Genomic DNA, 25,857 nt, shown 5'->3' with positions numbered 1-25,857 from the left:
TGGATGGGCCTTTGCCCGGACCGCGCGAAGAGGTGGACGAGCAGCATCGTGCCACCATGCCCGGAGGCTAGAACGGGGTTTTGCGTCCCGCCTGTCTCAGATTGCGGTTCGTGCGGGCTGCCATTCAAGAGCTTTCGAGGATGCGGCGCTGAACACATCGCCGATACCGATCAGCACAGGTTCGTTCACGCCCAGTCTCTCGACGGCGGCACCAAGTTCCATCAGGGGCCCGCACCAGCGCTGCTCATTCGCACGGCTGACGGAAATCATGATCGCAACGGGTGTTGAAGCGGGCATGCCGTGAGCGAGCAGGCAAGCCTCTATGCTGGCTGCGGTTCGCCCGCCCATATAAAAAACGGTGGTCACGGAGGGGTTCGACAGGGATTGCCAGTCGATATTCTCCGGCAGCTTTCCCTGCCTGGAATGGCCGGTGATGAAGCGTACCGACTGGGCATGGTCGCGATGGGTCAGGGAAACACCCAGGCGCGAGGCCATGGCGCTTGCGGCGGTAATGCCGGGCACGATCTCGACCGGGATATTTTCAGCCTCCAGCGCGGCGATCTCCTCGCCGGCGCGCCCGAAAATCATCGGATCGCCGGATTTCAACCGCACCACCCGTTTGCCGGCCTTGGCGAGACGGATCATCATGTCATTGATGTTTTCCTGCCTGCAGCTTTCCCGGCCGCCGCGCTTGCCGACCAGCATGCGCTTCGCCTCCCGCCGCGCCAGTTCCAGCACCTCGGCTGAAACGAGATCATCGAACAGGATGACATCGGCCGCCTGCAAAGCGCGCACCGCTTTCAGCGTCAGCAGTTCGGCATCGCCCGGTCCGGCACCCACAAGCGTTACAAGGCCGCGCCCCGATCCTGCCCGCGCAGCCTGCATTCCGATATCCGCAAGCAGCCGTTCCTCGCTGCCCTCACCCAGCCTTTCGGTAAAGGCCCGATCGACGAATTTTTCCCAGAAAGAACGCCGCGACGCACCGGGAGCGAGCCGCAGATTGACGCGCTCGCGGATTGTCTGGGCAAGCACGCCCCAGTCCTTCAGCGACAGCGGCAGCAATGTCTCGATGCGCCGGCGGATGGCCTGCGCCAGAATGGGTGCTGCGCCATCGGTAGAGATCGACACCACCACCGGCGAGCGATTGACGATGGAGCCGAACTGGAACTGGCAGAATTCCGGCTTGTCGATGACATTGACGGGAACGCCGGCCACCCGCGCGGCATCGTAGAAGCTCGCGGCTTCCGCATCGGTCTCGCAATCCGCCAGCGCCAATTCCGCGCCGTCGAAGATATCCGGACACCACGGACGGTCATGCCATGTCAGCATCTGGCTTTTTGCGACAAGCGCCGCAAAGCTTTCCGAAAGCTCGCTTTCCTCGCAATAAAGATGCAATTCCGCCCCGCAGGCCAGCAGCAGTTCCGCTTTCCAGGCGGCTCCATCCGATCCGCCCGCCAGCACCACGCGCTTGCCCTCAAGCCCCCAGAAGACCGGCAACTTGGCTAATCTTTCCATGCGGGCCGGTTCATTCCGCTGCGGTTTTAAGGCATCCATCGATGATCCCCCTGATTTCGGCGCGGCAGGAGCCGCAATTGGTTCCGGCATTCAACGCCTTGCCGATGGCTTCGACGCTGTGGCAGCCTTCGCGGATGGCGGCGGTAATCTGGTTCACTCCGACGTTGAAGCAGGAGCAGACGGTGGCGCCCGGATCGGCGCGGCCGGCACCGGGGCGACCGGCAACCAGCGCAAAACGCATGCGCAGGTCCTCATGGCGCTCAGTCAATTGCGAGATCGCCCAGTTGCGGGCAACGGCCACCGGCTGCCTGGCGATGAACAGCGCCGCCAGCAGGATATCGCCGTCGAAGAAGGCAAGGCGCAGGTCGCCCGTCTGCCGGTCGCTATAACCCAGCGGCTCGATCCTGGCCTCGATGCCGAAGACCTGTCGCGCCCAGAGTGTCCAGTCCTGCGGCTCCTCGGCAAAGGCAAGCTCCATACGATAGCCGCCATCCGCTTTGGCCGTGGCCCAATAGGCACAATCCGGCGCATCCGGCCGGATGCGGGAGATGGCGAAACCATAGGCCTTCGCTTCGAAGCGCCGTGCCCTTACCGCCACGTTTTTCGAGGCGGGCTGGCCCGAATGCGGATCCGTCACCGGGGCAACCACGACATCGATGCGCGCCTGCGAGGCAAACTGGTCGTTCCAGTGCATCGGCGCAAACACCGATCCGCGCGCCTGCCTTTCGCTCACCAGCGCCCGCAGCAGAACCTTGCCATGGGGACTTTCCAGCTCCACCAGATCGGCGCTTTCTATTCCCAGCGCCTGCGCATCGCGCGGGTGAAGCTCGGCGAAGGGTTCGGCGATATGGGCAGTAAGGCGTGCACTTTTGCCCGTGCGGGTCATGGTGTGCCATTGATCGCGGATGCGGCCGGTATTCAGTGTCAGCGGATAATCCGCCGATGTCCTGCCGGTCTCCGGCAGGGCGGTGGCGATGAACCGCGCCTTGCCATCGGCATGGTAAAACCGCCCATCCGCGAAAAAGCGGGTAACGACGGCATCGCCCGACCCGGCCTTCGGCCATTGAAAGGGCGTCATCGCATCATAGGAATTCCGTTCGACACCGCTAATGTCGAAATCGCGACTGCCCGCATTCTCGAAACCGGAAAGAGCGGCATGTTCGGCAAAAATCTCCGATGGCCGCAGGTAAGCGAAGGCGGCTTCGAAACCCATGCGCCGGCCCACTTCCGCCATTTGCCACCAGTCCGCTTTCGCTTCGCCGGGCGCATCGAGAAAACCGCGCTGGCGGGAAATGCGCCGCTCGGAATTGGTGACGGTGCCGTCCTTTTCGCCCCAGCCAAGCGATGGCAGAAGCACATGGGCATGGCGGGCCGTATCCGTACTCGCCATGACGTCGGACACCACGACGAAAGGACAGGCCTTGATAGCCGCCTCGACGGCACCGGCATCCGGCATGGAAACCACCGGGTTGGTCGCCATGATCCACAGCGCCTTGATGCGGCCATCGGCCACCGCCCTGAACATGTCCACCGCCTTCAGGCCGGGTTTTTCCGCAATGGCGGGCGAGGCCCAGAAGCGCCGCACGCGGTCGCGATCCTCGGCATTTTCGATAGCCATATGGGCGGCCAGCATGTTGGCCAGCCCGCCGACTTCGCGCCCGCCCATGGCGTTCGGCTGGCCGGTCAGCGAAAAAGGCCCCATGCCCGGCCTGCCGATGCGGCCGGTGGCAAGGTGGCAGTTGATGATCGCGTTGACCTTGTCCGTGCCGCTTTGCGACTGGTTGACGCCCTGACTGTAACAGGTGACGGTTTTTTCGGTGCGTTCGAACAATTCATAAAAGGAAATCAGTTCGGCGACTGTCAGGCCGGTGGCCTCGGCGATCTCCGGCAGGCTATGTGCGGTTGCTGCCTGCATCGCTGCATCAAAACCGACCGTGTGACTTTCCACATAACCGCGATCGATTGCAGGACTATCGGAAAGATGCGCCAGCAAGCCGGTAAACAGCGCCACATCTCCATCCGGGCGGATGGCGAGGTGCATATCGGCAATATCGGCGCTCATCGTCCGGCGCGGATCGATGACAACGACTTTCATTTCCGGCCGCGCGGCCTTTGCCGCCGCAAGCCTTTGGTAAAGCACCGGATGGCACCAAGCGAGATTGGAACCGGTGAGGATCACCAGATCGGCAAGCTCCATATCCTCATAGGTGCCCGGCACCGTATCGGCCCCGAAGGCACGGCGATGGCCGGCGACGGAAGACGACATGCAAAGCCTTGAATTCGTATCGATATTGGCCGAGCCGATGAAACCCTTCATCAGCTTGTTGGCGAGGTAATAATCCTCGGTCAGCAATTGGCCGGAGACGTAAAAGGCGACGGAGTCCGGGCCGTGTTCGGCGATGGCTTGAGAAAATCGGGAAGCGACGAGATCAAGCGCTTCGTTCCATGACGCCCGCCTGCCGCTGATTTCGGGGTGGAGCAGGCGACCGTCGAGGTCTATGGTTTCGGCCAGAGCCGAACCTTTGGAACACAGCCGGCCAAAATTGGCGGGGTGGTCCTGATCGCCTCTGACGGACACCGCGCCATCGTCGTTGACGGTGGCGATGACGCCGCAGCCGACGCCGCAATAGGGACAGGTGGTTTTGGTTTCAACGGGCATGGGTTTGCCCTCTCAGTGCGTGGCGTTTACCCCCCTCTGTCCTGCCGGACATCTCCCCCTCAAGGGGGGAGATCAATCGCGGCACAAACTTCCATTCACAACTGGCGTCGTCGCCAGCGGAGAGGGAACGGGGAGCCATCCGCTTGGCGATCTCCCCCCTTGAGGGGGAGATGTCCGGCAGGACAGAGGGGGGTAACGCCGCCGCCATCGAAAATCACTCCGCCGCGATCATCAAGGTTTCAAGCGCGATGGAAAGCCGACCGTCGAGATTGCGGACGGGTATGGTCTTCACCTCACCCTCATCCGCCCCCAGCGCCTTGCCGGTTTCCAGCGAAATGACCCAATTGTGCAGGGGACACGTCACCGAAGCCCCATGCACGATGCCCTGGCTCAGCGGCCCGCCCTTGTGCGGGCAATGGTCCTCGATGGCGAAGACCTGATTTTCCGCCGTGCGGAACACGGCGATCTTGCCCATCGGCGTTTTGACGCAACGCGCGCCGCGCAGCGGAATGTCGGAGATATCGCCAATATCGATCCAGTTGCTGTCCATCGTTATCACTCCGCCGCTTCACTGAAACCGATTGCCGCCATGGGCCTGAATTCGTGCTTGTCGTGGCCGGATACGCGTTCCGACCAGGGATCGACCTGCGCGAATTTCTGGCTGAAGACGAAGCGATCGAAATAGGCCTTGCGCTTTTCCGCATCGTCCATGATCTGGCGGCGGATTTCGTCGTAACCGATGCGCTTGGCCCATTTGTAGATGCGCTCGAGATAGCGCGCCTGTTCGCGATACATCTGCGTCAGCGCCACGATATGCTCCAGCGCGTCATCCTCGGTTTTGACGAGACCCAGAACTTCCGTGCCCTTGATATCGAGACCGGCGGCACCGGCGAAATGGATTTCGAAACCGGAATCGACGCAGATGACCCCGATATCCTTGCAGGTGGCCTCCGCGCAGTTGCGCGGACAGCCGGAAACGGCAAGTTTCAGCTTGGCGGGCGTCCACGAACCCCACATGAATTTTTCGATGCGGATGCCAAGGCCGGTGGAATCCTGCGTGCCGAAGCGGCACCATTGCTGGCCGACGCAGGTTTTGACCGTGCGCAAACCTTTGGCGTAGGCCTGGCCGGAAATGAAACCGGCCTTGCCGAGATCGGCCCAGACGGCGGGCAAATCCTCCTTCTCGATGCCGAGAAGATCGATGCGCTGGCCGCCCGTCACCTTGACCATGGGGATTTCGAACTTGTCGACCACATCCGCAATCGCCCTGAGTTCGGAGGAAGAGGTAACGCCGCCCCACATGCGCGGCACGACGGAATAGGTGCCGTCCTTCTGGATATTGGCGTGGACGCGCTCATTGATGAAACGCGACTGGTAATCGTCGGCATATTCATCCGGCCAGTCGCAGACGAGGTAATAATTGAGCGCCGGCCGGCATTTGGCGCAGCCGCAGGAGGTCTTCCATTCCAGCTCCTGCATCACGGCGGGAATGGTCTTCAGCCCCTTGGCCTTGATGAGACGGCGCACATCGTCGTGGCCGAGATCCGTGCATTTACACATGGGCTGCACGGCAGCGGGGTTATAGCTGTCGCCGAGCGTTATCGTCATCAGCTGTTCGACAAGGCCGGTGCAATTGCCGCAGGAGGCGGACGCCTTGGTGTGGGCGCGCACATCGTCCAGCGAAGTCAGCCCCTTGGACGTGATGGCCGAGGTGATCTTGCCCTTGCAGACGCCGTTGCAGCCGCAGATTTCCGCATCATCCGGCAAGGCTGCAACGGCCGCCATAGGGTCCAGCGGAGACCCTCCCTGATAGGCCTGGCCGAAGATCAGGGTTTCACGCATGGCGGAAATATCGGTCGATTTCTTCATCAGGTCGAAGAACCACGACCCGTCCGCCGTCTCGCCGTAAAGCACCGCGCCGATGATGCGGTTTTCCTTGAGGATCAGGCGCTTATAGACACCGGCGGTGGCATCGCGCAGCACGATTTCTTCGCGGTCGTCGCCTTCTGCGAAATCGCCGGCGGAAAACAGGTTGATGCCGGTGACCTTCAGCTTGGTATTGGTGACGGAGCCGTGATATTCGGCCGAACCGCCGCACAGCCGGTCGGCGAGCACGCGCGCGGATTCATAAAGCGGCGCGACCAGTCCATAGCACAGGCCACGATGTTCGGCGCATTCGCCAAGCGCATAGATCGAGGCGTCCGACGTCATCATCCCGTCATCCACCACGATGCCACGATTGACGGCGATACCGGCCTCCTTGGCGAGACCCGAGGCAGGACGGATGCCGACCGCCATCACCACCATATCGCCCTTGATGACGCGGCCGTCTTCCAGCTCGATGCCTTCGACCTTCTCCTCACCGAGAATGCATTTGGTATTGGCCTTGGTGATGATGTCGATGCCGCGCTCATTGAGCGCTTTTTCCAGAAGATAGGCCGCTGCCGGATCGAGTTGACGCTCCATGATCGTCGGCATCAGGTGGATGACGGTGACATCCATGCCCTGGCGCTTGAGGCCATAAGCGGCTTCCAGCCCGAGAAGACCGGCGCCGATGACGATGGCGCGGCCCTTGCCCTCGGCGATCGCCAGCATCTTCGTCACATCGTCGAGATCGCGGTAGGCGAGCACGCCCGGCAATTGATGGCCGGGGACGGGAATGATGAAGGGCGACGAACCGGTGGCGATCACCAGCTTGTCGTAGGAAACCGTGATGCCGTTTTCGCTGGTCACGGTCTTCCTGTCGCGGTCGATGCCTGTGACCTTCGCACCCTTGTGCAGCGTAACATTGTTAGCCGCATACCATTCGTCATTGTGGATGACGATGTCTTCATAGCTCTTTTCGCCAGAAAGTACCGGCGAGAGCATGATGCGGTCGTAATTGACGCGCGGCTCGGCGTTGAAAATGGTGACGTCGTAAAGGCCGGGGGCGGTTTCGAACAGGTTTTCCAGCATGCGCCCCGGCGCCATGCCATTGCCGATGATGACGAGTTTTTGCGTCATGGGCGTTACTCCGCAGCTTCGACGAAGCGGTGACGTTCGTAGAGGAACTTCAGCACGGCCTCGCGGCATTTGAGGTAGGTCTTGTCGGATGCGAGCTCGATGCGGTTGCGCGGGCGTGCCAGCGGCACGTCAAGCACTTCGCCGATATGGGCGGCGGGACCGTTGGTCATCATCACGATACGGTCGGAGAGCAGCACCGCCTCGTCGACATCATGGGTGATCATGACCATGGTGTTGCCGAGCCGGGCGTGGATTTCCATCACCGCATCCTGGAGATGTGCACGGGTCAGCGCGTCCAGCGCACCGAAAGGCTCGTCGAGCAGCAGGATCTTCGGCTCCATGGCGAGCGCGCGGGCGATGCCAACACGCTGTTTCATGCCGCCGGAAATTTCCGAAGGCTTTTTGTCCTTGGCATGGGCCATCTGCACGAGATCAAGATTGCGCATGACCCAGTCATGCCGCTCGGCCCGGGTCTTGGTATTGCGGAAGACCTTTTCCACGGCAAGATTGACGTTTTCATAAACCGAAAGCCAGGGCAGCAGGCTGTGGTTCTGGAACACGACGGCGCGTTCCGGGCCGGGCTCGTTAACCTCGCGGTTTTCGAGAAGCACCGCGCCGGCAGACACTTTCGTCAGTCCGGCGATGAGATTGAGCATGGTGGATTTACCGCAGCCGGAATGTCCGATGACGGAGACGAATTCGCCTTTTTCGATGGTGAGGTTGATGCCTTTCAGCACCTCGGCGCGCGAACCGCCCTTGTCGAAATATTTGTCGATGTGATCGAGCTTGAGATAAGCGTTCATGATGGTTCGCCCTTTCAGTTCGCCGCAGCGCCGCGGGTGATGACCTTGCCGAGCGCCGCCACCAGCTTGTCGAGCACGAAGCCGACGACGCCGATGTAGACGAGCGCCACGATGATGTCGGGCAGGCGCGAGGAGTTCCACGCATCCCAGATGAAGAAGCCGATGCCGACACCGCCGGTCAGCATTTCCGCCGCGACGATTGCGAGCCACGAAAGGCCGACACCGATACGCAGGCCGGTGAAGATGTAGGGTGCCGCCGAAGGCAGCATGATCTTGAAGAAGAATTCCAGCTGGTTGAGCCGCAGCACCTGCGCCACGTTGCGGTAATCCTGCGGAATATTGCGCACGCCGACTGCGGTATTGATGATGACCGGCCAGATGGAAGTGATGAAAATCACGAAAATGGCCGAAGGATTGCTGTCCTGAAAGGCGGCCAGCGAAAGCGGCAGCCAGGCAAGCGGCGGCACGGTGCGCAGCACCTGGAAGATCGGATCGAGACCGCGCATGGCCCAGACCGACTGGCCGATCACCGCGCCGAGGATGATGCCGGCAATGGCGGCGAGGCCGAAACCGTAAGCCACACGCTCCAGCGAGACCAGAACGCGCCAGCCAAGGCCGATATCCTGCGAACCGTTATGGAAGAACGGCGATACGATGAGATCGTAGCTCTCCTCGAAAACCTGGCTCGGGGGCGGCAGCGATGAGCCGGGGGCGGAACAGAGCAATTGCCAGACGCCCAGCAGAATGGCGAGAACGATGAACGGCGGTACGATGTTGCGGGCCGCCGCCGCACCCCATTTGCGCAGATCGATCCGCGGCGACTGTTTCGGCGCAAGCGACACGACGTTTGCCTTCTGCGCTACCGGCTGCTGCGGCTCTTCGTTGAATTTTCGGGCCAATGCGGACATGGGCGTTTCCTCTTGATTTCGGTTGCGGTCTGGGGTTCGCCCCTCATCCGGTCTTCAGTCGCGCCGGTTGGGCAGCGCATCTGGCAGATGAGGGGCGACACCCCGGGTCTCCTCCTCAGGAGGCCGCCTTGATGGACAGGCTTTCGAGATAGGCCGACGGATTTTCCGGGTCGAAGACCTTGCCGTCGAAGAAGGTTTCCTTGCCACGCGAGGTGGAGGCGGGAAGATCGGCGACGCCGAGATCCTTGGCCGCCGCGCGCCAGATATCCTCGCGGTTCACCTTCTCCACCAGCGCCTTCACATCCGTATCGGGCGCGAATTTGCCCCAGCGGATATTTTCCGCGATGAACCAGCTGTCGTGGCTGCGGAAGGGATAGGAGGCATGGTCCTGCCAGAACTTCATCTGCAGGCCGGTATTTTCGAGCACACGCCCGTTGCCGTAATTGATATTGCCCTTCAGGCGACCAAGCACGTCCTTCGGCGGCACGTTGAACCATTGGCGTTTGCCGAGGATGGTGGACATTTCTTCCTTGTTCGCCATTTCATCGCACCATTGCTGCGCCTCCATCACGGCCATCAGCAGCGCCTTGGTGGCGTTGGGGTTCTTCTCCACCCAGTCCGCACGCATGCCGAGCGCCTTTTCCGGATGGCCCTTCCAGAGTTCGCCAGTGGTACAGGCGGTGAAACCGATGCCCTGATTGACGAGCTGCTCGTTCCAGGGTTCGCCCACACAGAAGACGTCCATATTGCCGACCTTCATATTGGCGACCATCTGCGGCGGCGGAACGACGATGGTGGAGACGTCCTTGTCCGGATCGATGCCGCCGGCGGCAAGCCAGTAGCGAATCCAGAGATCATGCGTGCCGCCGGGGAAGGTCATGGCGGCCTTGATTTCCTTGCCTTCGGCCTTCTTTTTCTCGAAAGCCGCCTTCAGCTTGGAGGCATCCAGCTGAACGCCGGTTTCGGCATATTCCTTGGCGACGGAAATGCCCTGACTGTCGAGGTTGAGGCGGGCGAGGATGGTCATCGGCACCGGCACATTGTTCTGGGTCACCTTGCCGGTATGCATGAGATAGGGCATCGGCGTCAGGATGTGTGCGCCATCGATGCCGTTCGATGCGCCGCCAAGCACGAGATTGTCGCGCGTCGCACCCCAGGAGGCCTGTTTCAGAACCTCGACATCCGGCATGCCGTGTTTGGCGAACAGGCCCTTTTCCGCCGCAATGATGAGCGGGGCGGCATCGGTGAGCGCGATAAAACCGATTTTCGCGCCTTTCACTTCTGGCTCAGCGGTGGCTGCGAAAGCACCGGACGGAAAGGCCACGCGCACGGCGCTGACAAGGGCGGCGGTGGCTGTCGTCTTCAGTATCGTGCGGCGGCTGACATCGCCGGAGAATATCTTTTTCATTCGCATGTTCCCCTTATTGGGCCACCTCGGCGGGTGACGTTTTCGCTTGCGAAAAAACCTGAAAATAAAAAAACGCCGCTCGGTGCTTGCGCCTGCGGAACGGGAGGTGTTCCGGGCAGCAAAACCTTGCGACGTCTGTGTCTTGTGAAAGCGCCTATGCCGCGCCTTGCTTGCCCCGATCGCCGTTGACCGGTGCAAAAAACAAGAAGCAAGAGGCGTGCCAGTTTATAAAAGAAAGATTATATTATTGAAAATAAAAGAGTATTTTTGAAAATCGATCTACTGATTAAATTTTAACCAGCGCGTTTTCTGTCTTCCATTTGTGCAAAGAGAAGAATCCTGCGCTTGAAATTTGCGCAGCCTGTAAAGCATGACGCCGCTTACGTCTCGCCTGAAGTCGGAGAAAACGGTGCGGCGGTGCGCACGGAAAAGGCGTTTACGTAGCCTGTAATGTCGGCGGGATCGAATACGAGGCCATCCACGAAACGGTCCTGCTCTTCCTGCCCTTCGATGCGGATATCGGCATCATCAGGTGCATTGGCGTCGCCCAGCGCCGCCCGATAAATATCCGGCCGGTAGGCAGACAGGGCGGCCTCCACACCGGCCTGTGAAAACTCGGCCTGCCCCCAGCGGATCATCTGGCTGTAAATCCACAATGCCTGGCTCTGGCGCGGATAATTGGCGTGACCGCCGTGGAAGATGAAATAATTGTCGATCACCCGGCGGTTGCCCTGGCTGTCGATACTGAATTCACCAGCAAGCACACGGCGGATGATGCCTTCCGGTGCGCCGATATAGCGGGGATCGGCAAGGGCTGCGCTGAGATCATCGTGATTTTCGGCAAGGTCGCACCAGCGCGCGGCGGCATCGAGCGCCGTCAGCAGCCGTCCGACCGTTTCCTGCTGGTTTTCCGCCCAGTCGGGTCGCATGCCGATGACCTTTTCCGGTGCGGAAGGCCACAAATCCTGCTTGGCCGCAACGATGCGACCGACACCGCGCTCGGCGGCGACGATGTTCCACGGCGCTCCGACGCAGAAACCGTCAATGGCCCCTGCGGCAAGCGCATCCGAGGTCAATGGCGGCGGCACCACCACAAGCTTGACATCGTGATCGGGGTGAATGCCGCCGGCGGCAAGCCAGTAGCGAAACTCGTAATTATGCGATGAAAACGGATAGGTCATGCCAAGCGTCGGCGGCGGTTCGCCGCGGGCGCGCATATCATCGAGCACCCGCTTCAACGCCTCGGCATTTTCGAGCGCTCCCGCCGTTTCGGAAAGCCCGGTCAAAGCCTTCATCCGTGCAAACAGCCGGGTCGAAAGCGTGATCGCATTGCCGCCGCGTCCGAGTGAAAAAGGCGTGATGGTCGGCGACGGATTTGAGCCAAGCCCGAGCATGGAGGCGACGGGCATTGGCGACAGCATGTGGGCGATATCGAATTGCCGAAACGCCAGGCGGTCGCGCACATTCGCCCAGGAAACATCCTTGACGAGATCGAGCGAAAGGCCTTCGCGTTCTGCGAAACCGAATTCGGCCGCAGCAATCAGGACGGATGCGTCGACAAGGGGAATAAAGCCAGCGCGCAGGATTTTCTGCCGGTCGCTGCCGACGATTGCCGGTGCTTGCGTTACTCCGCTGTCTGATCCGGCCGTTTTTTCCGGTGCCGCCATATCATTCACTCCACACTGTCCGACCGGCGGTTCGTCACATCAACAAACCGGCCGCGGTGACCACGCTTTGCGCGATCTCGGAAATCTTCTTCTTCTCGTTCATCGCCGTTTGCCGCAAAAGCGCAAAGGCCTCCTCTTCGGAAAGGCCGCGCATCTTCATCAGAATGCCCTTGGCACGCTCGATGACCTTGCGTTCCTCAAGCGCCGATTTCGCTTCGGCAAGTTCCTGCTGCAGACGGCTGAAGGCATTGAAGCGGCTGACCGCCATATCGAGAATGGGCTTGACCCGCTCCTTCTTCAGCCCGTCCACCACATAGGCGGAAACGCCCGCCTCGACGGCCGCCTCAATGGACGCGGTATCGGAACGATCGACAAACATGGCGATCGGCCGCCCGACCGTGCGGGTAAGCTGGAACAGATGCTCCATCATGTCACGGTTGGGGTTTTCGAGATCGATGAAGATGACATCGGGCTGCAGCGTCTCGATGGTGCGCGCCACCCCGTTCACCTCATGGATGACGGTGACACGATGATAGCCGGCCTCGCGCAGCCCCTCCTCGATGATGGAGGCGCGGATCGCGTTTTCGTCGATAACGAGAATGGTCAGGTCGCGAAGCGTCATGTCAGCATTGATGACGCAGCGCAGCAAACTTGGCAATCGGCTGCGGCTGCAAAAAATGGCGGGAGCGGCAAGGGTCGTTTCCGCCCTGCCGCCCGTCATGTCAGGAAGCGTGCTCGACAGCGCGTTCAAGCGCCTTCAGAACCGTCCGCTCGGACAGATTGAGATAAATTTCCATCTCGTCGCCGGCCTCTTGCGCCTTACCTTCTTCCATCAGCGACAGGATCTTGCTGTTCATGTCCACGAAGGGGGAATGAAGCTGTTCGGGATCTTTCAGCAAGCCGAAACAAAGCCTGAGTTCAGCGGCGATACGCTCGTAAAAATCGCTGAGGCGGGCGCTGTCGAGAAGATCGACGACGGCGGCGTGAAATTTCATGTTGGCGCTGCCCACACCCAGCCAGTCGGCATCTTCACGCTTGACCTTGGCATCCTCGACCGCTGCCCGCATCGTCTTGATTGCGGGATGCTTGTGCCAGGCCTGGCGAAGTGCGCCGCATTCCACCATGCGTCGCACGCGATAGATGTCGATCACGGATGCCATCGTGGGAACAGCAACGAAAACCCCGCGATTGGCCTCGTGGCGCAAGAGTCCATCCTTTGTCAGCAGACGGAAGGCTTCGCGCAGGGAATTGCGAGAGACATCAAAGCGCTCGCTGAAGGCTGCCTCCGATAAACGCTGTCCCGGCATCAACTCGCCGGAGATCAGCAGGGTGCGGATACCCTTGGCCAATCGATCCGCAAGCGGAAGACCTTCTATCGTTTCCGTCATGGCGCTTCTTTCCTTAAGGCAATGCAGCATCGGGAATTCCGTGACAGGCAAGTTCGGGCACGGCATGATTGCCCATAGCACAAAGCATTAGCAAAGCACGAAAAAAACGTGATCAAATCCTGCTCATGGCGTCCAACAAATAGACAAAATGAAAGAACGATAACTTTATATTGTTGAACAAAGTTGACAATTTCGCAGAACACGACAAGATCGGCGGCATAAAGCATCCGCGAGGGGCGGATTGCGACAGGAGCGGAGAAAATCCATGGAGCAGAAAAAGCTCACCCCGACTGCCGATATGAAAATGTCAAAACGCGCATCCCTGATGGGGGCGATCTTCCTGATGGCGACATCCGCCATCGGTCCCGGCTTCATCACGCAAACGGCGACATTCACCACCCAGCTCGGTGCCGCCTTCGCTTTCGGCATCCTCGCCTCCATCCTCATCGACTTCGTCGTCCAGCTCAACATCTGGCGCATCGTCACACTGACGCGCATGCGCGCATCCGATATTGCCAATGCCGCCATTCCCGGCTCCGGTTATCTTCTGGCCATTCTCGTCATCATCGGCGGCCTGTTCTTCAACATCGGCAATATTGGCGGCACCGGCCTTGGCCTGAACGCCATTTTCGGGCTGGACCCGAAAATCGGCGGCGCGATTAGCGCGGTCTTTTCCATCGCCATCTTCGTTTCCAAACGCGCGGGCCTTGCCGTCGACCGGTTCATCATTTTCGCCGGTATCCTGATGATCGTCCTGACGCTTTATGTGGCCTTCGTTTCCGCGCCGCCGGTGGGTGACGCCTTCCGCCAGACCTTCCTGCCGGACACGATCAATTTCGCGACCATCACCACCATCGTCGGCGGCACCGTCGGTGGTTACATCACCTATTCCGGCGCCCATCGGCTGCTGGACCGGGGCATGGTCGGCATTGAAAACCTGCCTGCCGTCAACCGCGCGGCGCTAACCGGCATCGCTGTCACCGGCGTCATGCGCTACGTGCTGTTCCTCGCCATTCTCGGCGTCGTCGCCAGCGGCGTCATCATCGATACGTCGGGCCAGGCCGCCAACCCTGCCGCACAGGCCTTCCGCTCGGCTGCAGGCGATCTCGGCTTCCGCCTCTTCGGCATCATCTTCTGGGCCGCGGCCATCACCAGCGTCATCGGTGCGGCCTATACTTCCGTTTCATTCCTGCCCGTCTTCAAGCAGGACATGACCGAACGCGCCCGCAACATGGCGACGATCGTTTTCATCGCCGTCTCGCTCGTCTGCTACCTGCTGATCACCACGCCGCCCGCCGCCATGCTGGTCTTCGTCGGCGGCCTGAACGGCCTCATCCTGCCCATCGGCCTCAGCATCTTCCTGTTCGCCGCATGGAAACGCGAAGACCTGATGGGCGGCTATCGTTACCCGCGCATCCTGCTTGTGCTTGGCGTTTTGACCTGCGCATTGACATGGTACATGGGCTACAAGTCCGCCGGCACAATCTTCGGCCTGCTCGGCCTGTAATAAACTAGTGTTTTTACGCATTTTCCGGACGCAAAACCGCTACGCACTTTTGCTGGAAATGCTCTAAAGGGAGGCAAACATGGCCGCTATCGATCTCAACAGCGATCTTGGCGAAAGTTACGGCGCATGGCGCATGGGAGACGACGAGGCGATGCTCGCCATCGTTTCCAGCGCCAACATCGCCTGCGGATTTCATGCCGGCGATCCGGCCGGTATCTACCGCACCGTCAAGGCCGCCGCCGAAAAAGGCGTGGTCGTCGGCGCCCATGTCTCCTATCCGGACCGCGTCGGCTTCGGCCGCCGCGATCTGGACGCGACCTCGGAAGAACTGATCGCCGATGTCATCTACCAGATCGGCGCACTGAAAGGCGTCGCCGCCGCTGCCGGCACAACGGTGCGTTACGTCAAGCCGCATGGCGCGCTTTACAACCGCATCGCCAACGACGCGAAACAGGGGCAGGCCGTGATCGACGGCATCAAGGCCATAGACCCTTCGCTGGTACTGATGGGCCTTGCCAATGCCCCCATTCTCGATCTCGCCCGCAAGGCGGGCCTTGCCGTCGTCGCCGAAGCTTTCGCGGATCGCGCCTATACGCCTCAGGGCCAGCTCGTCTCCCGCCGCGAAGCCGGTGCCGTGCTGCATGACGCGGCCAAAATCGCCGACCGTATGGTACAGCTTGCCCGCGAAGGCACGCTTGAGGCGATCGATGGCAGCATCATAAAAATCGAGGCGCAATCCATCTGCGTGCACGGCGACAGCCCCGGCGCAGTCGCCATCGCCCAGGAAATCCGCCGCCGTTTCGAGGCTGATGGCATCGACATCCGCTCTTTCGCATCCAATCGCTGAAAGGATAGCCGATGACGATACCGACATCCTATCTCAACCACACGGACGCCGAAGCCGCGCGCAAGGCCCGCGCCACCTATCGCGAGGGCCTCGTCGCCCCCACCTCCGGCATTGCGCCCGGCTTCACGCAGGCGAACATGATCGTGCTGCCGCGCGACTGGGCCTTCGATTTCCTGCTTTATGCGCAGCGCAATCCCAAACCCTGCCCGGTGCTGGATGTCTCCGATCCCGGTTCGCCCACCACGCTTCTGGCGCCCGGTGCCGATCTGAGAACCGACCTGCCGCTCTACCGCATCTGGCGGGACGGCAAACTCGTCGAGGAAACGGCTGACGCCACCGCCGCCTGGGCCGAGCGTGACGATCTCGTCGCCTTCCTGATCGGCTGCAGCTTCACCTTCGAAACGCCGATGGTGGAAGCGGGCATCGAAATCCGCCACATGACCGACAAGAGCAATGTGCCGATGTATCTCACCAATCGGCCCTGCCGCCCGGCCGGTCGGCTGAAGGGCAATATGGTCGTTTCCATGCGGCCGATCCCGGCCTCACGCGTGGCCGATGCTGCGACCATTTCGGGACGTTTTCCGGCCGTACACGGGTCACCCGTGCATGTCGGTGCACCGGAAGAGATCGGCATTACCGATCTTGCGAAGCCTGATTTCGGCGATGCGGTGCGGATCGAGCCGGGCGAAGTTCCGGTGTTCTGGGCCTGCGGCGTGACCCCGCAGGCGGCCGTGATGGCGTCCGGCGTGCCCTTTGCGATCACCCATGCGCCGGGACACATGTTCATCACCGACATTCCCGATTCCGCCTATCACGCGTGAGGACATGATGCGTTTTCTCCCCGTCAGCCTCACCACCATTCTTGTCGAACTCGCCGATCTCGATGAAACGCTGGCGCTTTTCGCCTCGCTTCAGAACGATCCGGTGGAAGGCATCGAAGAGACGGTGCCGGCTGCCCGCACCCTGATGATCCGCTTTCGTCCTGAAAAGATCGGTGCCGAAGCGCTGGCCGCGCGGCTGGCAAGCCGCGATCTCTCGGCAAAAATCGCGCCTTCGGACAATCTCGTGGAAATCCCCGTCCACTATAATGGTGAGGACCTCGCCGATGTTGCCGAATTGACCGGCATGAGCATCGAAGAAGTCATCCGCCGCCACACCGAAAGCGAATTCACCGTCGCATTTTGCGGTTTCGCCCCCGGCTTCGGTTATCTGGTCGGCGGCGATCCGGCGCTGCATGTGCCGCGTCGGCAAAGCCCACGCACCCGCATTCCGGCAGGTTCGGTGGCACTGGCCGGCGCCTTCAGCGGCGTCTATCCGCAAAACAGCCCCGGCGGCTGGCAGATCATTGGCACCACGCCAGTCAAGATGTGGGATATAGACCGCGATCCCGGCGCACTTTTCCAGCCGGGTTACCGGGTGCGTTTCGTCGACATGGACAAGGCCGGCAAAACGGTCGACAGCCCCGTCTCGGCACCGCGAAACGCCACGAAAGAGGCTGCAAAAGACGGCCCGCATTTCGAGGTGCTCGCCGCACCCATGCCCGCCATCTTCCAGGATCTCGGCCGCTTCGGCCAGACCGGTCAGGGCGTTTCGGCCTCCGGCGCACTGGATCGCGGCGCGTTCAATGCCGCAAACCGCATCGTCGGCAACCCCATCAACACGCCCTGTCTCGAACTGACGCTCGGCGGATTTTCCTTTAAGAGCACGAGCCGCGCCGTCATCGGCATTGCAGGTGCGCCCTGCCCCGTCACCATCACCACGGCAGATCGTAGCTTCGCGGCCAAGACCCATGGCCCGGTGTCGCTCGAACCCGGTGATGTGGTCACTTTCGGCCAGCCGCCAAAGGGCATGCGCTGTTATCTTGCGGTGCGCGGCGGTTTTGATGTCGAGCCGGTGCTGGGCAGCTTCGCCACCGACACGCTTGCTATCGTCGGTCCCGAGCCAGTGGGCGCGGGCGCCATCCTTTCGCTCAAGGACGAGAAGACTGGCCTTTCCAGCGTATCGATCGACGAGGTTCCGGCCTTCGAAGCGCCGGCAATGGGTGAGGTCGTCACGCTGGACGTCGTTCTCGGCCCCCGCACCGACTGGTTCACGCAAAAGGGCGTCGAGACGCTGACCGGCCAGCTCTGGCAGGTCACGCCGCAATCGAACCGGGTCGGCATCCGCCTTGCCGGCGACGTGCCGGTGGAGCGCAAGGACAGCGCCGAATTGCCGAGCGAAGGCACCGCGACAGGGGCGATCCAGATTCCCCATAGCGGCCAGCCGGTTCTTTTCCTTGCCGATCACCCCCTGACGGGCGGTTATCCCGTCATCGGCGCGGTCGCCGAATATCATCTCGATCTTGCGGGACAAATCCCCGTCAACGCCAAAATCAAATTCCGCCCGATCGGCCCCTTCGCCGAAATCGCGGCCAAGAACACAGAATTCCGAGGAGAAGAGCGATGAAAAAAGTGCTGATTGCCAATCGCGGCGAGATCGCGGTCCGCATCATCCGCGCATGTCGCGATTACGGCCTGCAATCGGTCGCCGTTTATGCCGATCCCGATCAGGATGCGCTTTTCGTCCGGCTCGCGGATGAGGCCTATGCGCTGGAGGGCGTGCGCCCGGCCGAGACCTATCTCGATATCGCCAAGCTGATTGCGATTGCCAAACGCGCCGGCGCGGATGCCATTCATCCCGGTTACGGTTTCCTGTCCGAACGCGCCGAATTTGCGCGTGCCGTTCTCGATGCCGGCCTCATCTGGATCGGCCCCGACCCGCATGTCATCGAGGCACTGGGCGACAAGGTAGAGGCACGGCGCATTGCCACCGGCGTCGGCGCACCGCTGGTCGCCGGCAGTGATGGCCCTGTCGCTTCCGCTGCCGAAGTCACCGCCTTCGCCGAAGAACACGGCCTGCCCGTCGCTATCAAGGCGGCCCATGGCGGCGGTGGTCGCGGCCTGAAGGTTGCGTGGAAGATGGAAGAGATCGCCGATCTCTACGAATCCGCGGTGCGCGAGGCAACGGCCGCCTTTGGCCGCGGCGAATGTTTCCTTGAGCGCTTCCTCGACCGGCCGCGCCATATCGAGGCGCAGGTTCTGGCCGACAAGCATGGCAATGTGCTCGTCCTCGGCACCCGCGATTGTTCGCTGCAGCGCCGGAACCAGAAGCTGATCGAAGAGGCTCCTGCCCCGTTCCTGTCCGACGAACAGCGACAGAAAATCCATGCGGCTGCAAAAGCTATCTGTGCCGCTGCCGGTTATTCCGGCGCCGGCACCGTCGAATTCCTGCTCGGCGTCGATGGCACGATTTCCTTCCTCGAGGTCAATACGCGCCTGCAGGTGGAACATCCCGTTACCGAGGAAACCACCGGCATCGATCTCGTTATCGAGCAATTCCGTATTGCCAAAGGCCATAAGCTGCGGGTCCTCGAAACGCCGGAACCGCGTGGCCATTCGATGGAATTCCGCATCAATGCCGAAGATCCCGGCCGAGGCTTCCTGCCGACGCCTGGCTCGATCTCGCTTTTCGACGCCCCCTCCGGACCCGGCATTCGCGTGGATAGCGGTGTCGTCAGCGGCTCCAGCGTACCGGGTGTGTTCGACTCGCTGATGGCGAAGCTGATCGTCACGGGTGCCGACCGTGATCAGGTCCTGCGCCGCGCCCGCCGCGCGCTGAAGGAGTTCCGCATCGAGGGCATCGCCACGGTGCTGCCCTTCCATCGCGCCGCGATCGAGACCGAAGACTTCATCGGCACGGACGGCTTCAAGGTTCACACCCGCTGGATCGAGACCGATTTCGCCGCCATGCCGGATGCCATGGAGCGCCCGGCACCGGCCGACGACCCTTCCGTCACCCGCACTTTTCTGGAGATTGACGGCAAGCGTGTATCGGTCGGTCTGCCCAGCCTGCTGCTCTCCAGCCTCGGTGCGGTTAGCGGCAGCAGCGCGGCTGCTCCCAGCACCGCCGCCCCCAAGGAAAAGGAAGGCGAAATCACCGCCCCGGTTTCCGGCACCCTGCAGTCCTTCAAGGTAAAAGACGGTGATGCGGTTTCGCAAGGCGATCTTCTGGCCGTCATGGAAGCCATGAAGATGGAGACGCAGATTGTCGCCACCAAGGCGGGCAAAGTTCGCCTGATCGTCAAGGAAGGCGACTATCTGCAGGCGGGCGCTGCCCTTCTCGACATAGCCGGCTAATATACGGACAGGCCACCGGCCTCACAATTGCAGATCGCGTATGGCCGGCGGCGGAACCCTTTCGCCGCCGGGCCGTTTATGGCGCGACCAGCTAACGACTGTGAGGGAAATATGGCCGGACGCACCTTGCTTCAGTTCTTCCATTGGTATTATCCGGACGGAGGGAAATTATGGAGCGAGGTGGCCGAAAAGGCAGAAAGCCTTGCCAAAATGGGCATCACCGATATCTGGCTGCCACCGGCCTATAAGGGTGCTGCCGGCGGTTATTCGGTCGGTTACGATACCTACGATCTCTTCGACCTTGGCGAATTCGACCAGAAGGGCACCGTCGCCACAAAATATGGCGATCGCGGCGCCCTTGAACATGCGGGCCGGACGCTGAAGGAAAACGGCATCCGCGTCATTCATGACGTGGTTCTCAACCACAAGATGGGTGCGGATGAAAAGGAGAAGGTGCGGGTTCGCCGCGTCAATCCCGAAGACCGTACCGATATCGACGATGAAGATTTTCAGGCGCTGGCCTATACGCGTTTCACCTTTCCCGACCGCAACGGCAAACATTCCAAATTCATCTGGGACCTGAAGTGCTTCAGCGGTGTCGACCACATCGAGGAACCCACTGAAGACGGCATTTTCCGCCTCGTCAATGAGTATGGCGATGGGGAATGGAATGAGGAGGTCGATCAGGAAAACGGCAATTTCGATTATCTGATGGGTGCCGATGTCGAGTTCAGGAACCGGGCGGTTTATGAGGAACTCAAATATTGGGGCCGCTGGCTCTCCGAGCAGGTGCAGGTGGATGGCTTCCGGCTGGATGCCGCCAAACATATTCCGGCCTGGTTCTTCCGCGACTGGGTCGGCCATATGCGCGAAACGGTCGATCCCGATCTTTTCGTCGTGGCGGAATATTGGCACCCCGATCTCGAGGCGCTAAAAAGCTATTTAGAACTCGTCGACAAGCAGCTGATGCTTTTCGATGTCGCGCTTCACCACAGCTTCCATGACGCCTCGAAACAGGGCGGCGATTTCGATATGCGCAGCATCTTCGATGGTTCGCTTGTCTCCGCCGTTCCAGACCATGCCGTCACGCTGGTCGACAATCACGATACGCAGCCGCTGCAATCGCTGGAAGCGCCGGTGGAACCATGGTTCAAACCTCTTGCCTATGCGATCATCCTGCTGCGCGAAGAGGGTGTGCCCTGCGTTTTTTATCCGGATCTGTTCGGCACGAGCTATACCGACACCGGCAATGACGGCAACGAATATAAAATCGATATGCCCGCCATTGAATGCCTGCCGAAGCTCATCGAAGCCCGCAGCCGTTTCGCCAACGGAGCCCAGACGGATATTCTCGACGATGCAAGCTGCATCGCCTTTATTCGCCACGGCACCGCCGATGCGCCGGGCTGCGTGGTGGTGATGTCGAATGGCGAGCCGGCGGAAAAGCAGATCGATCTCGGTCCCGATCACGCCGGGGCGGTCTGGCGCGACTTTCTCGGGCACCGTGAAGAACGGATTACCCTCGATGAGAGCGGCAAGGGCGTCTTTCCCACCAATGGCGGCAGCGTCAGCGTCTGGGTTGCAGCCGATTCCGAGTGAGGAACAACCGTTCCGGTTCGGAAATCCCGTTCATTCCGCAGAAACGAGGCGGCGCGGACCTGCGCCGTCATCGGCCAGAACATCGTTCGGATTGCGTAACGGACAATCATCCAGCGAAAGACACCCGCAACCGATACAGCCGGTAAGCTGATCGCGCAGCATGATCAGGCTGTTGATGCGAAGCTGCAGCATTTCCCGCCAGGATTGGGAAAACCTGCGCCAATCGGCCGTCGTCGCCACCCGATCCTGCGGCAGATCGGCCATCGCGTCCCTGATGATGCTGAGCTGTATACCCGCCCGCTGCGCGATGCGGATGATGGCGATACGCCGCAGGACGGCGCGATGATAACGACGCTGGTTACCGGCGGTTCGCCAGCCTTCAATCAGCCCCTTCGCCTCGTAAAAATGAATGGTGGACACGGCGATGCCGCTGCGGCGGGCAACCTCCCCAACCGTCAGGCTGTGCTTGAATACGGTATTTTCCATGCTGGCTCCTGCTTCCGTAACGATTTCCGCTCGGAAAACGCGGAAACATAGTGAAGAGCAGCCGGTATAATTCCTCAACCATAGTTGAGGTCAATAGGCGATAACCCAAAAAAAGAGGCGCCCAAAGGCGCCTCCGAATTTCGTGAATGTGGCCACGGATCAGAACTTCGCTGTCATGCTGATCCAGAAACGGCGGCCTTCCATGACGGTGTTGAAATCGTCAGTGCCAACATCCTTGTCAAGGACATTATAAATGGCGGCATTGAGATCGACATTTTCGGCGACCGCATATTTCGCGCCGATATCCAGCGTGGTGTAGGCGTCATATTTACGCCCGGCCTTGCCGTTGATCGTCACAGGCGTGCCGTTGGTGCCGATGCGCGGGCCGGCATTGATTTCCGATCCGTGGTAGTTCAGCGAGGCCCAGGCTTCCAGACCGTCGATTGGGGTCACCCAGTCGCCGCGCAGATTGGCCATATGCTCCGGTGTGCGCGCCAGCGGGAAGCCTTCATAGTCGCCGGTTTTCTGTTCGGAATGGGTATAGGTATAGTTGCCGCGCAGCGTCAAATCCGGCGTCGCATACCAGGTCGCCGTCAGTTCCACACCCTGAATGACCGCATCGTCGATGTTGTAATTATACCAGAGACGATAGTTGCGGTCTTCGCTCCAGCGAGCAGGCGTTCCATCCGGATTGAGCACCAGCGCGTTGGAAATCTTGTCCTTGAAATCGGTGTAGAAATAGGTGGCGCCGAGAGCGACGTCGCCATTGTCCCAAAGCGCGGCCACTTCATAGCTCGTGCTCTTTTCCGCTTCGAGGTTGGGATCGCCGATAATCACGCCGCAGGTGCCGCTGGGGCCATAGGTGCAACCACCACCACCCGTCGTATAGGCATAACCCGGTGCGATCTGGCGGATTTCCGGGGCGCGGAAACCGGTAGAGATGCCGCCCTTGATGGTCAGTTCCTCGGTCGCGCTCCAGACGCCATAAAGGCGTGGGCTGAAATGATTGCCGTATTTCTCGTGATTATCGAGACGAAGACCGCCCGTCAGCGCGAAATTATCGACAATGCGCCATTCATCTTCGAGGAAGAGCGCCCATTGCGTCGCCGAAAATGTCTCGTCGCGGCCGGTGCGGCGTCCCGGGTTCTGGTCCGTCAGCCGCGCCTCGAAATATTGTCCGCCCGTGACCAGCGTGTGGTTGCCGAACAATTCGAACGGCGTGGTGAACTTGCCATCGAGAACGGTGTTGCGCACTTCCGGCGAGCGCGGGTTTTCTGTCACGCGGCCGGTGCGGATATTTCTGGTGAAGTTGGTGCGCTCCGCCCATTCCTGCTGGAACGAGAATTCGGATGTGGTCGGCCCCCAGCGGCCGGTATGCGACAATGACCAATGGTCGCGCGTATTGGTATTGTAGGTGCCGTTGGCGTCCGTCGCCGCCAGCGTGTCGCCGGGCTCGGCGCTGCGGCGCAGCCGCGTCTTGCCGCCTTCGAGATAGATGTCGTGATCTTCGTTCGGCGTAAACGTCAGACGACCGTTGAAATCATATTCCTTGGCGCCCGTGGTGCCGCTCAGAATACGGTCTTCGCCGCGTGTGAAACCCCTGCCCCAGAGCTGCAGACCGAGCTGGTCCTTCAGGATCGGTCCGTTGGCATACCAGGAGACCTGGCCGCTATTGCCGAATTTGGAATGCTGCTGAACCGTGCCCTCGGTGGTGACGGAACCTGACCAGACATCGCCGACCTTGCGGGTGATGATGTTGATGACACCGCCCATGGCATCCGAACCGTAAAGCGAGGACATCGGCCCGCGCACCACTTCGATGCGCTCAATCGCCGAAACCGGCGGCACGAAACTCTGTTCGAAGCCGGAATTGCCGTTGGTGCGGGCATCGCGCGTGCTCTGCCGCTTGCCGTCAACCAGAACCAGCGTGTAAGCACCGGGCAGACCGCGAATGAAAATATCCTTTTCATTGGCAATGCCGGTGACGGATACGCCCTGAACTTCCCGCAGGGCATCGGTCAGATCGCGATAGGATCCCTTTTCCAGATCTTCCCGCGTCACAACCGTGATGCTGGCCGGAGCGTCCTTCACATTCTGCTCGAAACCGGATGCGGTGACGACGATCTGCTGAAGAACCGTGTTCCCCTCAGACGCCTGCTGCGCAAAAACGGGCAGAGCAATGCTAAGGGCCGTTCCCGCCATTGCTGCCGAAAGACCGGCCTTTATTATCGTCGCGGCCATATCTCGACCGCGGTACTTCAATTCCATGTTACGCCCCCGCATTTAACTTGAGAATTTAACCCCACTTATTTAGGAGGGAGTGCGGGCGCAACGCGTTTGTTTTCGAACAGTTCTAAATTCCAGAAATTGCAAAAAGGGCTCCCCAGACAAGCAGTGGAGTAAAAAAATCGCAAGATGACAACCGGCAAGAGAAAAGATGAACCAGCCTCCACGACAAAACCCGACAGGCTTGGGCAGCTGAAATTACTTGTCGCTTTCGATGCGTTGTTGCGGGAAGGCAGCGTCAGCCGCGCGGCGGCGGGCATGGGACTGCCGACATCTTCTATGAGCCGCATCTTGCAGCAGCTGCGCGAAAGATACGGCGACCAGCTTTTTCTGCGCACCGGTCAGGGCCTGCGTCCCACCCCCTTTGCCGAAAACATGCGGCTGCGCATTCGTTCGCTGGCGGCAGAGGCCGAGAACCTGATCGACTATTCGCAGGAAAAACCCGCCGCCCCGGCCAACGTCAGTGCAAGCGGCTGGGAGCGGCCCGTGCTGATGAAGGCGCCGCCGCTTTCGCTTCGCCCCAGCGTTCTTCTGGAAGGTCAGCCGACACCGGAAAACATCGCCGACCGTCTCGCGCGCATCGGCCACAATGCCGATCCGCAGCAGAGGCTTGCCAAATATATCGCAACCTCGGCGATGGGCATCGGCAACAGCCGCCCGCTCAGCCAGGTGGAAGCAATGGATGCGCTCTCTATCATTCTCGACGGCGATGCCGATCCGATACAGATAGGCGCGCTGCTCGCCACCATGCATTATCGCGGCGTGACCGCGGCGGAGCTTGCCGGTTTCATCGAAGCCATGTGGCGACATATAGAGAGGGACCAGCCAGGGCCTGCATCGGTGGACCTCGACTGGCCCGCTTATATGTCGCCAAAACATCGCGATGCGCCATGGTTCCTCCATTCCGCGCGTCTTGTCGCCATGGCGGGATACAGCGTCCTGCTGCACGGGCATGTGGGGCAGGGAGAAAACGGCGGCAAGCTTGAACTTGCAGCACAGGCCTGCGGCATTCCCCTTTGCCACTCGCTTTCGCAGGCGGCGAAAGCCACAGCCTCGGAACGCATTGCCTACCTGCCGATCGGTGGTCTGTCCCTGCAGTTTCAAAGCCTGCTCGGCCTGTACGGCATTCTGGAGATGCGCCTGCCGCTCAACACGGTCGTGCATCTTCTCAATCCGCTTCGCGCCAGAAGCACGATCATCGGCGTCGCCCGCCCATCCTATCAGGAACTTCATCGGGACACGGCGCGACTGCTTTCGGTGGAAAACCTCGCCATTCTCGGCAATACGCGGGATTTCGCGCAATTCACGCCGTTTCGCAGCACCCGGATTTTCGGTCTTTCGAAGGGCAGGGATGTAGAATTCATCGTTCCCGCACGCGAAACGCCGCCCGCCGAAATGCCGACCATGTTCACAACCTTCGAATATTGGCGGGCGGTCTGGACGGGTGCCGCAAGGGACGAAAGGGCAGAAACCATTATCATCTCCACGACCGCCATCGCGCTGATGCTGGTCAACGATATGGCTCTGCCCTTCGAGGAAGCCTATGCCCGCAGCCTTCGGCTCTGGAACGACAGGGCGCGCAATCTCGTCAACGCCTGATCAAGGG

General features: G+C 60.7%; 19 protein-coding genes. 7 read left to right on the top strand and 12 right to left on the bottom strand.

The features are described from left to right. Positions 1-96 precede the first annotated feature (96 nt). The 10 genes from cysG to L901_RS15425 form a co-directional block, all read right to left on the bottom strand. Positions 97-1,554 carry a siroheme synthase CysG gene (gene cysG, locus L901_RS15475; protein WP_059758333.1) on the bottom strand — a complete coding sequence of 486 codons (1,458 nt, stop codon included), beginning with the start codon at positions 1,552-1,554 and terminating at the stop codon, positions 97-99. After that, entirely contained in the window at positions 1,526-4,174 is a 2,649-nt protein-coding gene (locus tag L901_RS15470) for a nitrate reductase (RefSeq protein ID WP_059758330.1), read from the bottom strand. Before L901_RS15470 ends, cysG begins: the two co-directional genes overlap by 29 nt. Positions 4,175-4,388: 214 nt before the next feature. Continuing rightward, positions 4,389-4,724: a nitrite reductase small subunit NirD gene (gene nirD, locus L901_RS15460; RefSeq protein WP_003505867.1), complete on the bottom strand. Its 336-nt coding sequence runs from the start codon at positions 4,722-4,724 to the stop codon at positions 4,389-4,391. Between the two features lie 5 nt (positions 4,725-4,729). Beyond that, the gene (gene nirB / locus L901_RS15455) at positions 4,730-7,177 is read right to left on the bottom strand and encodes a nitrite reductase large subunit NirB (protein ID WP_059758326.1); all 2,448 of its coding nucleotides are present in this window, start codon (positions 7,175-7,177) and stop codon (positions 4,730-4,732) included. Positions 7,178-7,182: 5 nt separating this feature from the next. After that, positions 7,183-7,980 (bottom strand): ABC transporter ATP-binding protein, encoded by a 798-nt coding sequence (locus tag L901_RS15450; protein WP_035225183.1) that lies wholly within the window; start codon positions 7,978-7,980, stop codon positions 7,183-7,185. A gap of 14 nt (positions 7,981-7,994) precedes the next feature. Next, complete coding sequence (gene ntrB / locus L901_RS15445; RefSeq protein WP_035263481.1) at positions 7,995-8,888, bottom strand: nitrate ABC transporter permease; 894 nt, start codon at positions 8,886-8,888, stop codon at positions 7,995-7,997. Positions 8,889-9,003: 115 nt separating this feature from the next. Beyond that, complete coding sequence (locus L901_RS15440) at positions 9,004-10,296, bottom strand: CmpA/NrtA family ABC transporter substrate-binding protein (RefSeq protein ID WP_035263483.1); 1,293 nt, start codon at positions 10,294-10,296, stop codon at positions 9,004-9,006. A gap of 380 nt (positions 10,297-10,676) precedes the next feature. Then, positions 10,677-11,963, bottom strand: a complete 1,287-nt coding sequence (locus L901_RS15435; RefSeq protein ID WP_059758325.1) for a CmpA/NrtA family ABC transporter substrate-binding protein — start codon at positions 11,961-11,963, stop codon at positions 10,677-10,679. Between the two features lie 34 nt (positions 11,964-11,997). Next, on the bottom strand, positions 11,998-12,585 hold the full coding sequence (locus L901_RS15430) for an ANTAR domain-containing response regulator (RefSeq protein WP_035260459.1): 588 nt from the start codon (positions 12,583-12,585) through the stop codon (positions 11,998-12,000). Between the two features lie 100 nt (positions 12,586-12,685). Further along, positions 12,686-13,351 (bottom strand): GntR family transcriptional regulator, encoded by a 666-nt coding sequence (locus tag L901_RS15425; protein WP_035260455.1) that lies wholly within the window; start codon positions 13,349-13,351, stop codon positions 12,686-12,688. Between the two features lie 265 nt (positions 13,352-13,616). On the opposite strand from L901_RS15425, the gene L901_RS15420 reads away from it, so the two are divergent. From L901_RS15420 to amyA, 6 genes are all read left to right on the top strand, one after another. Continuing rightward, complete coding sequence (locus L901_RS15420; RefSeq protein WP_059758322.1) at positions 13,617-14,858, top strand: NRAMP family divalent metal transporter; 1,242 nt, start codon at positions 13,617-13,619, stop codon at positions 14,856-14,858. 79 nt (positions 14,859-14,937) lie between these two features. Further along, complete coding sequence (locus L901_RS15415) at positions 14,938-15,705, top strand: LamB/YcsF family protein (RefSeq protein WP_059758319.1); 768 nt, start codon at positions 14,938-14,940, stop codon at positions 15,703-15,705. Positions 15,706-15,716: 11 nt separating this feature from the next. After that, the gene (locus tag L901_RS15410) at positions 15,717-16,526 is read left to right on the top strand and encodes a putative hydro-lyase (protein WP_059758318.1); all 810 of its coding nucleotides are present in this window, start codon (positions 15,717-15,719) and stop codon (positions 16,524-16,526) included. Positions 16,527-16,533: 7 nt separating this feature from the next. After that, positions 16,534-18,150 (top strand): 5-oxoprolinase/urea amidolyase family protein, encoded by a 1,617-nt coding sequence (locus L901_RS15405; RefSeq protein ID WP_059758315.1) that lies wholly within the window; start codon positions 16,534-16,536, stop codon positions 18,148-18,150. Beyond that, on the top strand, positions 18,147-19,880 hold the full coding sequence (locus L901_RS15400; protein ID WP_059758312.1) for a biotin carboxylase N-terminal domain-containing protein: 1,734 nt from the start codon (positions 18,147-18,149) through the stop codon (positions 19,878-19,880). The genes L901_RS15405 and L901_RS15400 overlap by 4 nt, the downstream gene beginning before the upstream one ends. Before the next feature lie 111 nt (positions 19,881-19,991). Then, positions 19,992-21,479, top strand: a complete 1,488-nt coding sequence (amyA, locus tag L901_RS15395; protein ID WP_059758311.1) for an alpha-amylase — start codon at positions 19,992-19,994, stop codon at positions 21,477-21,479. Positions 21,480-21,509: 30 nt separating this feature from the next. Here the strand turns inward: amyA and soxR are convergent, their stop codons facing one another. Both soxR and L901_RS15385 read right to left on the bottom strand, forming a co-directional pair. Beyond that, complete coding sequence (gene soxR / locus L901_RS15390) at positions 21,510-21,965, bottom strand: redox-sensitive transcriptional activator SoxR (protein WP_003519761.1); 456 nt, start codon at positions 21,963-21,965, stop codon at positions 21,510-21,512. A 159-nt stretch (positions 21,966-22,124) separates the two neighbouring features. Continuing rightward, positions 22,125-24,233 (bottom strand): TonB-dependent siderophore receptor, encoded by a 2,109-nt coding sequence (locus L901_RS15385; protein ID WP_059758308.1) that lies wholly within the window; start codon positions 24,231-24,233, stop codon positions 22,125-22,127. A gap of 147 nt (positions 24,234-24,380) precedes the next feature. Here L901_RS15385 and L901_RS15380 point away from each other — a divergent pair, with 147 nt between their 5' ends. Further along, a complete protein-coding gene (locus tag L901_RS15380) occupies positions 24,381-25,850 on the top strand; it encodes a glycosyl transferase family protein (RefSeq protein WP_059758307.1) in 1,470 nt (489 codons plus the stop codon). Positions 25,851-25,857: the final 7 nt, after the last annotated feature.

Source organism: Agrobacterium sp. D14 (genome assembly GCF_001526505.1).
GTDB lineage: Bacteria > Pseudomonadota > Alphaproteobacteria > Rhizobiales > Rhizobiaceae > Agrobacterium > Agrobacterium leguminum.
This window is presented reverse-complemented; position numbering and strand designations above follow the sequence as displayed.